Source organism: Kocuria rosea, assembly GCF_023715525.1.
GTDB lineage: Bacteria > Actinomycetota > Actinomycetes > Actinomycetales > Micrococcaceae > Kocuria > Kocuria rosea_A.
The window spans coordinates 16,055-28,956 of sequence record NZ_JAMBOG010000014.1 but is presented as its reverse complement, the minus strand read 5'-3'; the positions used below and the strand labels follow the sequence as shown (position 1 = coordinate 28,956).

Sequence of the window (12,902 nt, the reverse complement as noted above, 5' to 3'; positions counted from 1 at the left end):
TGGCGCGGATCACTACGTAAGTTCTCTCAACATACCAGTTCTGAGACCGGTCTCAACCCGCCGGTTGAGACCGGTCTCAAAGCAGGTGAACTCGACCTGGCGAGTCCGGGGGCCTCCGGTCCCGACGACGACTCCCGAGCATTGGAGCAACAACATGATGGGACGCACCACCTCCCGCCTCCTGGCCGTCGTGGCCGCCCTGTGCGCCGTCCTGCTGGCCCTCACGGGGTGCGCCGGCAGCGACGCCGCCGAGTCCGCGCAGGACAACCCGTACAACCTCATCGACCCGGGCACCATCCGCGTGGCCAGCCTCGGGGACTCCAAGCCGTACACCTTCACCGACGAGAGCGGGGAGTTCACCGGCTTCGACGTCGAGCTCTTCCGCGACGTCGCCGGGCGGGCCGGGATCGAGGAGGTCGTGTTCACCGGCCAGGACTTCTCCGGGCTGCTCTCGGCGGTGGCCAACGGCCAGTTCGACGTCGGCGTGGCGGCCATCGGCATCACCGAGGAGCGCAAGCAGACCGTGGACTTCACCGACGGCTACCTCGCCGGCTACCTCTCGGCCGTGACCCCGAAGGACTCCGGCATCGGATCCGTGGAGGACCTGGCCGGGCGCCGGCTGGGCGTGGTGCAGGGCACCCTGCAGGAGGCCTACGCGGTGAAGAACTTCACCGGCACCGAGCTGGTGCGCTTCCCGGACAACAACGCCGCGATCTCCGCCGTCAACAGCGGCGCCGTGGACGCCCACTTCCTCGACTACGAGGCCGCCAAGTCCTACATCGAGCAGTACGACCTGGTCAGCGCCGCCGACATCCCCTCCTTCGACGCCCCCGCCGGCTTCGCGGTGGCCCCGGGCAACACCGCCCTGCGCGACGCCCTCAACGAGGGCCTCGCCGAGGCGATGGAGGACGGCACCTGGAAGGAGCTGTACCAGAAGTGGTTCCCCGGCTCCCCGATGCCCGACCAGTACCTGCCCGAGGCCGAGCAGACCGCCGGCGCCGAGCCCACCTCCTGACGGTCCCGGGGGGTCCGGCCCGCCGCCGGACCCCCGCCCCGTCCCCGCCGTTCCTCCGAGCGTCTGAGAGCACCTCATGGACTGGATCGACACGATCACCAAGACCTTCCTCGACGTCGACGCGATGCTCGCGGTGCTGCCGCAGCTGCTGACCGTCGGGCTGGTCAACACCCTCATCATCTCCGTGTGCGCCACCGCCATCGGCCTCGTGCTGGGCATGGTCGTGGCCGTGGCCGGGATCTCCCGCACCCGCTGGCTGCGGGTCCCGGCCCGGATCTACACCGACATCTTCCGCGGGCTGCCCGCGATCCTGACCATCCTGCTGATCGGGCAGGGCTTCGCCCGGTTCAGCCAGTCGATCTTCGGGGCCTCCCCGTACCCGCTGGGCATCGCCGCGCTGGCCCTGATCGCCAGCGCCTACATCGGGGAGATCTTCCGCGCCGGGATCCAGAGCGTGGACAAGGGCCAGCTGGAGGCCTGCCGGGCCCTGGGCATGAGCTACTCCCGGGCCATGTACCTGGTGGTGGTCCCGCAGGGGATCCGCCGGGTGCTGCCGGCGCTGGTCAACGAGTTCATCGCGATCGTGAAGGACTCCAGCCTGGTGTACTTCCTGGGCCTGCTGGTCTCCGAGCGCGAGCTGTTCCGGGTGGGCCAGGACGCGGCGGTGCTCACCGGCAACCTCTCCCCGCTGGTGATGGCCGGGGTGTTCTACCTGATCATCACCGTCCCGCTGACCCACCTGGTGAACTACTTCGACCACCGCTTCCGCGCCGGGCGCCGCCGCGCCGTGGCCCCCTCCAGCGGGCTGGAGGAAGTCGAGGAGCTCGACGCCGCCGCACCGCTGACCGCTGGAACGACCGCACCGACCGTTGGGAGCAGAGCATGACCGCCGCCGCCACCGCCCCCGTGGAGACCTACCACGGCTCCACCCTGGAGATCCGCGACCTCACCCTGGCCTTCGGGGAGGTGGAGGTGCTGCGCAACGTGAGCCTGACCGTGCCGGCCGGGACCACCACCTGCATCATCGGCCCCTCCGGGTCCGGCAAGTCCACCCTGCTGCGCGGGATCAACCGCCTGCACGAGCCCCGCAGCGGGGAGGTGCTGCTGGGCGGGCAGAGCGTGCTGGGCGTGAAGCCCGACGTGCTGCGCCGGCGGATCGGGATGGTCTTCCAGCACTTCAACCTCTTCCCCGACCACACCGCCCTGGAGAACGTGGCCCTGGCCCCGGCCCGGGTCCGCAGCCTGCCCAAGGCCCAGGCCCGCGCCCTGGCGCGCAAGCACCTGGCCGAGGTGGGGCTGGCCGAGCGCGCCGACCACCGGCCCCGGGACCTGTCGGGGGGCCAGCAGCAGCGGGTGGCCATCGCCCGGGCCCTGGCCATGGAGCCGGAGGTCATGCTCTTCGACGAGGCCACCTCGGCCCTGGACCCGGAGCTGGTCAAGGGGGTGCTCAACCTCATGGCCGGGCTCGGGCGCACCGGGATCACCATGGTGGTGGTCACCCACGAGATGAACTTCGCCCGCAAGGCCGCCGACCAGGTCGTGTTCATGGACGAGGGCGAGATCGTGGAGGCCGGCACCCCCGAGCAGATCTTCGACGACCCGCGCAGCGACCGGCTGCGCCGCTTCCTCTCGGAGGTGCTCTGATGCCCGCGCCGATCCGCACCGCGGTCCTGGGCTACGGCGTCTCCGGGCGGGTCTTCCACGCGCCCCTGATCGCCGCCGACCCCCAGTACTCCCTGGACGCGGTCGTCACCGGTGATCCCGGCCGGGCCGCCCGGGCCGCCGGGCAGCACCCGGGGGCCCGGGTCGTCGCGAGCGGCGACGAGCTGTTCGCCCTGGTCGACGCCGGCGAGCTGGAGCTGGACCTCGTGGTGCTCGGCACCCCGCCGGGCACCCACTTCGCCCAGGCGGGCGCCGCGATCGAGCGGGGGCTGCACGTGGTGGTGGACAAGCCCTTCGTCCCCACCGCGGCGCAGGGCGAGGAGCTGGTCCGGCGGGCGGCCGCGGCCGGCGTGGTGCTCACCGTGTTCCAGAACCGCCGCTGGGACGCCGACTTCCTCACCCTGCGCAAACTGGTCGAGGCCGGCGCGCTCGGCGACGTGCGCACCTTCGAGTCCCGCTTCGAGTGGTGGATGCCGGAGGGCTTCGGGTCCTGGAAGGACGAGGCCCCCGTCGCCGAGGCGGGCGGGATCCTGCACGACCTCGGCGCCCACCTCGTCGACCAGGCCCTGCAGCTGTTCGGCCCGGTCCGGGCCGTGCACGCCGAGGCCGCCCGGCACGGGGACCCGGGGGTCTCCGACGCCGACCAGGACACCTTCGTCTCCCTCCTGCACGAGAGCGGCGTCCGCTCCCGGCTGTGGATGAACGGGCTCGCCGCCCAGGTCGGCCCCCGCTTCCACGTGCTGGGCTCCGAGGCCGCGTACACCAAGTGGGGCCTGGACGGGCAGGAGCCGGCGCTGGACGCCGGGACGGCCCCCACCGACCCCGGCTACGGCGTCGAGCCCGAGGACCGCTGGGGGGTGCTCGGGGCCGGCGAGGACCTGGCCCCCGTGCCGGCCGAGCGCGGGGACTACCCCGCCTTCTACCGCCGGCTCGCCGCGTGCCTGCGCCGGGACGGGCCGGTGCCCGTGGACCCGGCCGACGCCGTGGAGGTCCTGCGCGTCATCGAGCGCGTCCACGGCCTGAACTGACCTCCGCCCGCCCCCGGCGGGGCGGGCCCCGATCCAGAACCCACAGAAAGAGAGCGTGCACCGTGTCCGCAACCCACCCCCAGCACGTCGTCGTCCTCGGCGGCGGCGTCCTCGGCGTCTCCACCGCCGTCCACCTCCTGCGCGGCGGGGCCTCCGTCGCGCTGGTCACCGAGACGGAGCTCGCCAGCGGGGCCACCGGCCGGTCCCTGTCCTGGCTCAACTCGGCCGGTGCCCGGTCGGAGCCGTACCACCGGCTGCGCACCCTGGGCGTCGACCGCTACCGCACCCTCTTCGCCCAGGACCCCGGGCGGGACTGGCTGCGCTTCGACGGCGGCCTGTTCTGGGACGTGCCCGGGCAGGCGACCGCCACCGAGGCCCGCCACGAGCACGAGGCCGCCCACGGCTACGCCTCCCTGCTGCTCAAGCCCGAGCAGGTCGCCGAGGTGACCCCGAACATCGACGCCACCGCCGTGGAGGACGTCGCCGTCTTCAACCCGGGGGAGGGCTGGGTCAGCCTGCCCCACCTGGTCGAGCACCTCATGGAGGAGTTCACCGCCCGCGGCGGAGAGCTGGTCACCGGGGCCGGGCGGTGCTCGGTGGAGACCGCCGGCGGCCGCGCCACGGGCGTGCGCACCGCGGACGGCACCGTCCACGCCGCCGACGCCGTGGTGGTGGCCTGCGGGGCGGCGACCCCGTCCGTGGTGGCCGAGCACGGGGTCGTGATCGACAACGGGTCCCCGGTCTCCATGCTCGTCGTCACCGAGCCGGTGGACCACGGCGTCACGGCGGTGCTGAACACCCCGCGGGCGGCCGTGCGGCCCAACCCGGGCAGCACGCTGGCCGTGGACCACGACTGGTACGAGGAGCAGATCGTCGAGCACGAGGACGGCTCCTTCACCGTCTCCGAGGAGGTCGTCCAGGAGCTGCTCGACGAGGCCTCCGCGCTGGTCGCCGGCAACCCGCGGCTCGCCCCGGGCAACTGGAAGCTGGGCCACAAGCCCATCCCGGGCGACGGCGAGCCGGTGTTCGGCGAGCTGGAGAAGGTCCCGGGCTGCTTCGTGGCCTTCACGCACTCGGGCGCCACGCTGGGCCTGATCGCCGGCGAGCTGCTCGCCGGGGAGGTGCTGTCCGGCCAGAAGCACCCCCTGCTCGAGACCTTCCGGCCGGAGCGCTTCGCGCAGTAGCCGCTGCGGGAAGCCCGCACGGCGCACGGCGCACGGGGCGCCGGTCCGTCGGACCGGCGCCCCGTGCGGTGTGGGGGGACGCTGCTCAGAGGCCCGCCGGGAGCGGTTCCTCCGCCGGGGTGGCGGCCTGCGGTGCCGTACCGGCCGGGGCCGTGCGGACCCGCGGCGCGAACCCGGAGGGGGTCTGCTCGCGGTACAGGCGGTAGAGCTCGATCCGCTGCGTGTCCGTCTCGGCCTGCGGGCGCGGCGCCGTGCAGCCGACCGCGACGTAGGTGAGCCAGCCGAGGGCCCCGGCCACCAGGGTGGCCCAGCCGTCGAACGCGCTGGTGAAGACGGGGTTCTGCACGTACAGGAGGTCGTTGGGCGCCCCGTAGATCGTGGGCGTCAGGACGAGGAAGACCAGGCGCGAGACCAGGCCCACGCCCGCGGCGGCCAGGGCGGCGCGGGCCCCGGGGCGCTTCCAGAACGTGCCCAGGAGGAACGAGGCGGACAGGCTCGCGAGCATCAGGTCGAACGCCAGGGTCAGCAGGATGCCGGTCTGGCTGACCCGGACGGCCAGCAGGATGCCCACGACCACCACGGGGAGCATGGCCAGGCGCGTCCAGCGCAGCAGCGGGTCGTGGGCGCCGGTGATCTCGGTGCGGCGCACGTTGAACACGTTGCGCACGGTCACGGCGGACGTCGCCAGGATGGCCCCGGAGGCCGTGGAGAAGGACGCCGCCACGATCCCGGAGAGCACCAGCACCGCCAGCAGCGGCGGGGCGTACTCCCCGAGCAGGGTGTAGAGGATCGGGCCGTCCTCGGCGGTGAGCCCCAGCACGGAGGAGGCGGTCAGGGCCACGAGGGCGAAGACCGTGCCGATCGCCGCGGTGGTGCCCGCGGCCAGGAAGCAGGAGCGCTGGGCGGCCTTCGGGCTCCTGGCGCCGAAGATGCGCTGCATGAAGTCGATGGCCACGAGGTCGCCGACGCCGAGGGCGATGAGCGTGGCCCAGTTGACGGGGGCGCCGGCCTCCGAGGAGGTCAGCTGCTCGAGGTCGAACGGGCCCATGCCCTCCGGGACGACGATGCCGTAGGTGAGGGCGACCCACACGATCAGCGCCACGGCGGCCACCACGGTGATCGCGGTCTGCAGCACCGCGGTGTACGCGTCGGAGAACAGCCCGCCGGCGAGGGTGTAGCTGAGCACCAGTGCGCTGGCCACCACCACGCCCAGCGAGTACGGGACGTGCGCGAAGTACTCGAGCAGGAAGCCGCAGGCGACCAGGTTGCCGGCCAGCAGGAACGTGAAGGCGAAGATCATGATGACGGAGGCCGTGGCCTCCGTGGTCCGGCCGTAGCGGATCCGGAAGAAGTCGCCGAGGGTGAACAGCCGCATCCGGTTCATGGGCCTGGCCAGGAAGAGCCCGGCGAGCAGCAGGCACAGCGCCAGGCCCAGGGCCAGGGACGCCCCCGCCCAGAAGCCGTAGCTGGAGGTGAGGTCCGTGTTGCCGACGGTCGCGTTCGAGTCCACCGCGGCGGCGGTGAGCGACACGGCGACGAGGGGCATGCCCAGCTGCCGCCCCGCCACGAGGTAGTTGGTGCTGTCGCCGTCGACCTTGCGGGCGACGACCACGCCGATGATGAGCACCGCCAGAACGGTGATGCCGACCCCCATGATGATCATGTGCTTCTCCCAGCCTGGGCTCCGCCCGAGCGGAGTTTCTGTCATCTGACAGATAAGTTCTACCGGCGGGGTGCGGCGCGGCCGTTTCTCCTCCGTAACGGTCGTGTTTAACCGCGCCGGGCGGCTGGGGCCGGGGCGGGCCGCCGGTGCCGGGTCAGGCCGCGCCCTCCAGCGCCAGCAGCGCGGTCTTGGCCCTGGGCCCGCCGACGTACCCGCCGAGGCTGCCGTCGCTGCGCAGCACCCGGTGGCACGGGACGACCACGGGCAGGGGGTTCGTGGCGCAGGCGGTGCCCACCGCGCGGCCCGCGCCGGGGCGGCCCACGGCGCGGGCGACGTCCCCGTAGCTCTGCGTGCGCCCGTGGCCGATCTCGGGCAGGTGCTCCTGGACCAGGCGGCGGAAGCCGCGGGAGAGGGACCGGTCGAGCGGGAGGTCGAAGCGGGTGCGGGTCCCGGCGAAGTACTCCTGCAGCTGCTGCACGGCCGGCTCCAGGCGGGCCGGGGCGCGCAGGACCCGGGGGCTGATCCGCCGGGCCAGCTCCTCCAGCACCGTCCCGTGGTCCTCCCGCTCGTAGGCCACGCGGACGAGCCCGTGCTCCGTGGCGGCCAGCAGCAGCGGGCCCACCGGGGTGTCGACGGTCGTCCAGGCCACGTCGAGGACCCCCGCCCGGGCGGCGTCGTCCTCGAGCCGGCCGTGCAGCCGGCGCAGGAGGTCCTCGGGGGCGGGCGCGGCGCCCAGCAGCTCCTGCAGCGCCCCGTCCTCGGTGTCCGTGCTCATCGCTCGTGCTCCTTCCGGTCGGGCTCCGCCAGGGTGCGGCGGAGGGTGGCGAGGCCGTCGGCGGCGGCGCGGCGGGCGGCCTCGGGGGTCCCGCCCACCAGCTCGGCGACCTGCCGGTAGGGCAGCCCGCCCAGGTAGCGGTAGGCGACGACGCGGCGCTGCTTGGGCGGCAGGGCGGCCACCGCGGCCCACAGCGGTGCGGCGTCCTCGGGCGGGACGCCCGGGGACGAGGCCCGCTCCGGCAGGGCCGCCACCGGCACCGCCCGACGGGTCCGTGCGCGGACCACGTCGATCGCCTTCCGGTGGGCGATCGTGACCAGCCAGGCCTGCACGTCCGCCGACGCCGGGAGCACCGGGTAGGCGCGCAGCGCGGCCAGGAACGTCTCCGACCACGCGTCCTCGGCGTCGGCGTGGCCGCCGAGCACCGCTCGGCAGACCCGCCACACGACCGGGCCGTGCCGGGCGACCACCGTCTCGAAAGGCTGTTTCGTCTCCATCACCCCGTAGACGTCCGCGGCGGCCGGAACGTGAGGTGCCGCGCCGGAACCCGCCGTGCCCGGCGCCGCCCCGGGATGCCGGGCGGCGCCGGCGGCGCCGGGGACGCCGGACTACCGGTGGGTTCCGGTGTTAACGGGCTGTGCCCCGTGCGGAAACGGTGATGAAACAAGACGCCCGTTGACTGAAATTGTCGATACCGACGTTTCATCCACTGCGTCCCCGCCGTGCCCCGCGCACGCCGCGGAGCGCCCCTCTGGAAGGCCGACGCCATGTCCACCGTCGCTCCTGATTCCGTCCCGCCGGCCGCCGCGGCACCTGCTCCGGCCCGGGGGGCTGTGCGCCCCGGCCACGACGAGCGCCTCAGCAACGAGGACCTCGCCCCGCTGAAGGACCAGAAGTGGTCCTGGTACAACATCTTCGCGTTCTGGATGTCCGACGTGCACTCGGTCGGCGGCTACGTCACCGCGGGCAGCCTCTTCGCCCTGGGCCTGGCCAGCTGGCAGGTGCTCGTCTGCCTCGTCGTCGGCATCGTGATCGTCCAGGTCTTCGCCAACCTCGTGGCCAAGCCCAGCCAGCAGGCCGGGGTGCCCTACCCCGTGACGGCGCGCGTGGCCTTCGGGGTCCGGGGCGCGAACCTGCCGGCGGTCGTGCGCGGGCTCATCGCCGTGGCCTGGTACGGCATCCAGACCTACCTGGCCTCCAACGCGCTCGTCGTGGTCATGCTCCGGCTGTGGCCGTCCCTCGGCGCGTACGCCGACGTGGACCAGCACGGCTTCCTCGGGCTCTCCGCGCTCGGCTGGGTCGGCTACGCGGTCCTGTGGGTCGCCCAGGCCCTCGTCTTCTGGCGCGGCATGGACTCGATCCGCCGGTTCATCGACTGGGCCGGGCCCGCCGTGTACGTGGTGATGTTCGCCCTGGCGATCTACCTCGTGGCCACCGCCGGGTGGCAGAACGTGAACTGGACGCTGGGCACCGTGGAGTTCACCGGCTGGGAGGCGCTGCCCGTGATGCTCACCGCCGTGGCCCTGGTGGTCAGCTACTTCTCCGGACCCCTGCTCAACTTCGGCGACTTCTCCCGCTACAGCCGCAGCTTCGCTGACGTGAAGCGCGGCAACTTCTGGGGCCTGCCCGTGAACTTCACCCTCTTCGCCCTGCTGACCGTCACCTGCGCGGCGGCCACCGTCCCGGTCTACGGGGAGCTCCTCACCGACCCCATCGAGACCGTCGCCCGGCTCGACAGCACCTGGGCGATCCTCCTGGGCGCGCTGACCTTCACGGTGGCGACCATCGGGATCAACATCGTGGCGAACTTCGTCTCCCCGGCCTTCGACTTCTCCAACGTCGACCCGCGCAGGATCTCCTGGCGCGCGGGCGGGATGATCGCCGCCGTGGGCTCGGTGCTCATCACTCCCTGGAACCTCTACAGCAGCCCCGAGCTGATCCACTACACGCTCGACACCCTGGCCGCGTTCATCGGCCCGCTCTTCGGCGTGCTGCTGGTCGACTTCTACGTGGTCAAGAAGCAGCGCATCGACGTCGAGGCCCTCTACTCGATGGACCCCGGCGGGAGGTACTGGTACCGCAACGGCGTCAACCCCAACGCGGTCCTCGCCACGGCGGCCGCCGCGCTGGTCGGGCTCGTCATCGTGCTGGTGCCGAGCCTGGCGGGGGCGGCCGCGTTCAACTGGTTCATCGGGTGCGCCCTGGGGGCGGCGATCTACTGGGTGGCCTCGGTGCACGGCCCCTGGAAGGAGACCGCCGAGGCCCCGGCCGGGGCCACCCCCGGCGCGGCTGCGGAGGCGCGCCCGTGAGCGGCCCGCGGCTCCCGGTGGTCGACCCGAACACCACCCCGGGCGCGCCCGGAGCGTCGCGCGGGGAGCTCGCCGCGCCGCGGCCCCGGCGGTGCCCGGGCCTGCTCCAGGCCTTCACGGTGGCCTGAGCCCGCCCCACGGACGAACGGCCCGGCCGGAGGAGATCCTCCGGCCGGGCCGTTCGTCCGTGGGGCGGGTGGGACTAGACGTCCTGCTTCACGCGGTTGACGATCTTGTTGCGCACCGTCACGACCAGCACGACGAGCAGCAGGCCGTAGAGCACCAGCGGGATGGGCCCGGAGACGAACACCGAGTAGTCGCCGTTGGAGGACAGCAGGGCGTCGCGCATGCTGGTCTCGGCCAGCGGGCCGAGCACGATGCCGATCATCAGCGGGGCCAGCGGCATGCCGTGGCGGCGCATCACGAAGCCCAGCAGGCCGAGCCCGAGCAGCAGGAACAGGTCGAACGTGGAGCCGGAGGTCGCGTAGATGCCCAGCCCGCAGAACACCGTGATCCCCGCGTAGAGGTAGGGGCGGGGGATCCGCAGCAGCTTGGCCCAGACCCGGGCGAAGGGCAGGTTGATGGCGATCAGCACGAGCATCGCCACGAAGAAGCTGGCCAGCAGGGACCACACCAGGTCCGGGGCGCGGTCGAACAGGAGCGGGCCGGGCTGGAGGCCGTACTGCTGGAACGCCGCGAGCATGATCGCCGCGGTGGAGGAGATCGGCAGGCCCAGGGCCAGCAGCGCACCCATGGCGGTGCCGGTGGTGGCGTTGCCGGCGGCCTCGGGGGCGGCCAGGCCGCGGATGGAGCCGCGGCCGAAGGTCGGGGCCGGGCGACGGCGGTCCAGGCGGCGCTCGAGGTCGTAGGACATGAACGTCGGCACCTCGGCCCCGCCCACGGGGATGACGCCGAAGGGCAGACCGATCACGGTGCCGCGGGCCCAGGCCGGAAGGGCCTCGCGGAACTCCTTACGCGAGAGGAAGGGCCGGGAGGCGAGCTTCATCTGGTGGGCGGCCGGGTCGCGGCGGATGCGCGAGGCCACGTGCAGGGCCTCGCCCAGGGCCAGGACGGCCACCGAGACGGTGATCAGGGAGACGCCGTCGAACAGGTCCGGGGAGCCGAGGGTGAAGCGCTCGGTGCCGGAGATCGAGTCGATGCCCACGGTGGCGATGCCGAGGCCGATGACCAGGGCGGCCAGGCCCTTGATCGCCGAGTCGGCCACCACCGAGGAGGTGGCGACGAAGGCGAACAGCGCCAGGGCGAAGTACTCGGCGGGGCCGAAGTTCGCGGAGAGGTTCGCCAGCGCCGGGGCCAGGAAGACGACCACGACGGAGGCGGTCATGCCGCCGATGAAGGCGCCGATGGCCGCGGTGGCCAGCGCCTGCGGGGCGCGGCCGTCCTTGGCCATCTTGTGGCCCTCGAAGGTGGAGGCGATCGCCGAGCCCTGGCCCGGGGTGTTCATGAGGATGGCCATCGTCGAGTCGCCGAACAGGCCGCCGAAGTACACGCCGGAGAACATGATGAACGCCGCCGTGGGGTCCAGCGAGAAGGTCAGCGGCAGCAGCAGGGCCACCGCCATCGAGGAGCCCATGCCGGGCAGGGTGCCCACCGCGGTGCCGAGCAGGCAGCCGATCACCACCCACATGAGGTTCATCGGGGTGAGGGCTCCCTCGAAGCCCTGCATCAACAGGCTGAGTGTGTCCATGTCAGAAACCGCCTCCCAGGATGCCGGACGGGAGGTTGAGCCCGAGTCCGACGTCGAACGCCAGATAGATGACGCTCGACAGGGTCAGCGCCAGAGAGATGTCGAAGAGGTGGCGCTTGGAGCCCACCCCGCGGGCCACGCACCAGAAGAGGAGCGCCGCGGCCAGGATCCAGCCCAGGTGCTCCAGGAGCAGGGCGAAGAGCATGAAGCCCCCCACCGCCCAGGCCAGGGCGGACCAGTCCGTGTAGGTGCGGTACGTCCGGTCGGAGAGCTCCTCGGCCGGCTCCGGGGAGCGCAGGTAGTGGAGCACCAGCAGGGCGGCCAGGACGTAGCCGGCCACCATGAGCAGGCCCGGGAAGAACCGGGGGCCCGGGAAGTCGGTGCCCTCGGGCACCTCCATGGTGAGGATGCCGTGCAGCAGGTAGGTGCTGAAGGCCGCCATGATCAGGGGCAGGACCAGGCCGCTGCGGCCGCGCCAGAAGCCGTGCCCGGAGCCGGTCTCCCGTGGCGGCTGCTGCGGGTCGTCCCCGGCGGCCGACCAGGGCTCGGTCGTGTTGTCGGTGTACGAAGTGCTCATCGGTCCATTGCCTCCAGCAGTTCTGCGATCCGCTCCTCCTCGGCGGCGAGGAAGTCCGTGAACTCCTCCCCGTCCAGGTAGGCCTCGGTCCACTTGTTGCGCTCCACGGCGTCCTGCCACTCGGGGGTGGCGATGGTCTCCTCCAGCAGAGCCTTGAGCTCGGCGAACTCCTCGTCGGTGATCCCCGGGGGCGCGAGCACGGCGCGCCAGTTGGCCAGGTCCACGTCGTAGCCCTGCTCCGTGAGCGTCGGGATGTCGACGCCCTCCAGCTTCTGGGGCGCCGCCAGGCCGAGGGCGCGCAGGCGCCCGGCGTCGATCTGGTCGGCGACGTCCTTGTAGCCGGAGGTGGCCGCCTGCGCCGTGCCGGTGATGAGGGCCTGGGTGGCCTCGCCGCCGCCGGACTTGGGGATGTAGGTGGTCTGGGAGGGCGTGATCCCCGCGGCGACCGCGAACTCGGCCATCACCAGCTGGTCGAAGGTGCCGCCACCCGTCCAGGCCACCGCCTTGGGGTCGGCCTTCCAGGCGGTCACGAGGTCCTCCAGCGTCTCGTAGGGCGAGTCCGCGGGGACCACCACGACGTCGTACTCCTCGACCACGCGGGCGATCGGGCGCACGTCCTCGTGGGTGACCGGGGAGTCCAGCTGCTCGACGCCCGCCACCAGGCCCGCGCCGGTGACCATCAGGTTGTTGGCCCGGCCGGCCATGGTCGAGAACTGGCCCAGGCCGATGGTGCCCGCGGCGCCCGGGATGTTGACCACCTGGGTGTTGTTCACGAGGCTGTTGGCCCGCATGGCCTGCTGCTGCTCGCGCATGAACGTGTCCCAGCCGCCGCCCGGGCTCGCCGGGGCGATGAGGGTGAGGTTGGAGCGGAGGTCGGAGCCGGCGTTGGCGGACTGGATCGAGAAGAAGGAGGCCAGTCCGATGACCACGGCGGCGGCGATGCCGTAGACCGTCATGGCGATCGGGTGCTTGCGCCGTGTG

The 12,902-nt window shown here is 72.7% G+C and carries 12 protein-coding genes; 6 read left to right on the top strand and 6 right to left on the bottom strand.

Annotated features, from left to right (window positions below; translation table 11 throughout):
• Positions 1-157: 157 nt before the first annotated feature.
• The 5 genes from M3185_RS11125 to M3185_RS11105 all read left to right on the top strand — a co-directional run bounded on the left by M3185_RS11125 (position 158) and on the right by M3185_RS11105 (position 4,889).
• Positions 158-1,015: an ABC transporter substrate-binding protein gene (locus M3185_RS11125; RefSeq protein WP_251333801.1), complete on the top strand. Its 858-nt coding sequence runs from the start codon at positions 158-160 to the stop codon at positions 1,013-1,015.
• 76 nt (positions 1,016-1,091) lie between these two features.
• Positions 1,092-1,901 (top strand): amino acid ABC transporter permease, encoded by an 810-nt coding sequence (locus M3185_RS11120; RefSeq protein ID WP_251333741.1) that lies wholly within the window; start codon positions 1,092-1,094, stop codon positions 1,899-1,901.
• Positions 1,898-2,659 (top strand): amino acid ABC transporter ATP-binding protein, encoded by a 762-nt coding sequence (locus M3185_RS11115; RefSeq protein WP_251333740.1) that lies wholly within the window; start codon positions 1,898-1,900, stop codon positions 2,657-2,659. The genes M3185_RS11120 and M3185_RS11115 overlap by 4 nt, the downstream gene beginning before the upstream one ends.
• Complete coding sequence (locus M3185_RS11110; RefSeq protein ID WP_251333739.1) at positions 2,659-3,705, top strand: Gfo/Idh/MocA family protein; 1,047 nt, start codon at positions 2,659-2,661, stop codon at positions 3,703-3,705. The genes M3185_RS11115 and M3185_RS11110 overlap by 1 nt, the downstream gene beginning before the upstream one ends.
• Positions 3,706-3,767: 62 nt before the next feature.
• Positions 3,768-4,889 (top strand): NAD(P)/FAD-dependent oxidoreductase, encoded by a 1,122-nt coding sequence (locus tag M3185_RS11105; protein WP_251333738.1) that lies wholly within the window; start codon positions 3,768-3,770, stop codon positions 4,887-4,889.
• 85 nt (positions 4,890-4,974) lie between these two features.
• Here M3185_RS11105 and M3185_RS11100 read toward each other — a convergent pair whose 3' ends face one another.
• The 3 genes from M3185_RS11100 to M3185_RS11090 all read right to left on the bottom strand — a co-directional run bounded on the left by M3185_RS11100 (position 4,975) and on the right by M3185_RS11090 (position 7,824).
• The gene (locus M3185_RS11100) at positions 4,975-6,552 is read right to left on the bottom strand and encodes a sodium:solute symporter family transporter (RefSeq protein WP_251333737.1); all 1,578 of its coding nucleotides are present in this window, start codon (positions 6,550-6,552) and stop codon (positions 4,975-4,977) included.
• Between the two features lie 154 nt (positions 6,553-6,706).
• Positions 6,707-7,327 carry a methylated-DNA--[protein]-cysteine S-methyltransferase gene (locus tag M3185_RS11095; RefSeq protein ID WP_251333736.1) on the bottom strand — a complete coding sequence of 207 codons (621 nt, stop codon included), beginning with the start codon at positions 7,325-7,327 and terminating at the stop codon, positions 6,707-6,709.
• Positions 7,324-7,824, bottom strand: a complete 501-nt coding sequence (locus tag M3185_RS11090; protein WP_251333735.1) for an RNA polymerase sigma factor — start codon at positions 7,822-7,824, stop codon at positions 7,324-7,326. The genes M3185_RS11095 and M3185_RS11090 overlap by 4 nt, the downstream gene beginning before the upstream one ends.
• A gap of 270 nt (positions 7,825-8,094) precedes the next feature.
• On the opposite strand from M3185_RS11090, the gene M3185_RS11085 reads away from it, so the two are divergent.
• A complete protein-coding gene (locus M3185_RS11085; RefSeq protein ID WP_251333734.1) occupies positions 8,095-9,636 on the top strand; it encodes an NCS1 family nucleobase:cation symporter-1 in 1,542 nt (513 codons plus the stop codon).
• 202 nt (positions 9,637-9,838) lie between these two features.
• Here the strand turns inward: M3185_RS11085 and M3185_RS11080 are convergent, their stop codons facing one another.
• From M3185_RS11080 to M3185_RS11070, 3 genes are read right to left on the bottom strand one after another with little or no spacing between them, the layout of a single operon-like run.
• Positions 9,839-11,344, bottom strand: a complete 1,506-nt coding sequence (locus tag M3185_RS11080; RefSeq protein WP_251333733.1) for a tripartite tricarboxylate transporter permease — start codon at positions 11,342-11,344, stop codon at positions 9,839-9,841.
• 1 nt (position 11,345) lies between these two features.
• Complete coding sequence (locus tag M3185_RS11075) at positions 11,346-11,921, bottom strand: tripartite tricarboxylate transporter TctB family protein (RefSeq protein ID WP_251333732.1); 576 nt, start codon at positions 11,919-11,921, stop codon at positions 11,346-11,348.
• Positions 11,918-12,877 (bottom strand): tripartite tricarboxylate transporter substrate binding protein, encoded by a 960-nt coding sequence (locus M3185_RS11070; protein WP_251333800.1) that lies wholly within the window; start codon positions 12,875-12,877, stop codon positions 11,918-11,920. The genes M3185_RS11075 and M3185_RS11070 overlap by 4 nt, the downstream gene beginning before the upstream one ends.
• Between the last annotated feature and the right edge of the window lie 25 nt (positions 12,878-12,902).

Coding starts and splice junctions, on each gene's coding strand:
- M3185_RS11125 (WP_251333801.1), top strand. CDS start 158: ATGGGACGCACCACCTCCCGCCTCCTGGCCGTCGTGGCCGCCCTGTGC.
- M3185_RS11120 (WP_251333741.1), top strand. CDS start 1,092: ATGGACTGGATCGACACGATCACCAAGACCTTCCTCGACGTCGACGCG.
- M3185_RS11115 (WP_251333740.1), top strand. CDS start 1,898: ATGACCGCCGCCGCCACCGCCCCCGTGGAGACCTACCACGGCTCCACC.
- M3185_RS11110 (WP_251333739.1), top strand. CDS start 2,659: ATGCCCGCGCCGATCCGCACCGCGGTCCTGGGCTACGGCGTCTCCGGG.
- M3185_RS11100 (WP_251333737.1), bottom strand. CDS start 6,552: ATGATCATCATGGGGGTCGGCATCACCGTTCTGGCGGTGCTCATCATC.
- M3185_RS11095 (WP_251333736.1), bottom strand. CDS start 7,327: ATGAGCACGGACACCGAGGACGGGGCGCTGCAGGAGCTGCTGGGCGCC.
- M3185_RS11090 (WP_251333735.1), bottom strand. CDS start 7,824: ATGGAGACGAAACAGCCTTTCGAGACGGTGGTCGCCCGGCACGGCCCG.
- M3185_RS11085 (WP_251333734.1), top strand. CDS start 8,095: ATGTCCACCGTCGCTCCTGATTCCGTCCCGCCGGCCGCCGCGGCACCT.
- M3185_RS11080 (WP_251333733.1), bottom strand. CDS start 11,344: ATGGACACACTCAGCCTGTTGATGCAGGGCTTCGAGGGAGCCCTCACC.
- M3185_RS11075 (WP_251333732.1), bottom strand. CDS start 11,921: ATGAGCACTTCGTACACCGACAACACGACCGAGCCCTGGTCGGCCGCC.
- M3185_RS11070 (WP_251333800.1), bottom strand. CDS start 12,877: ATGACGGTCTACGGCATCGCCGCCGCCGTGGTCATCGGACTGGCCTCC.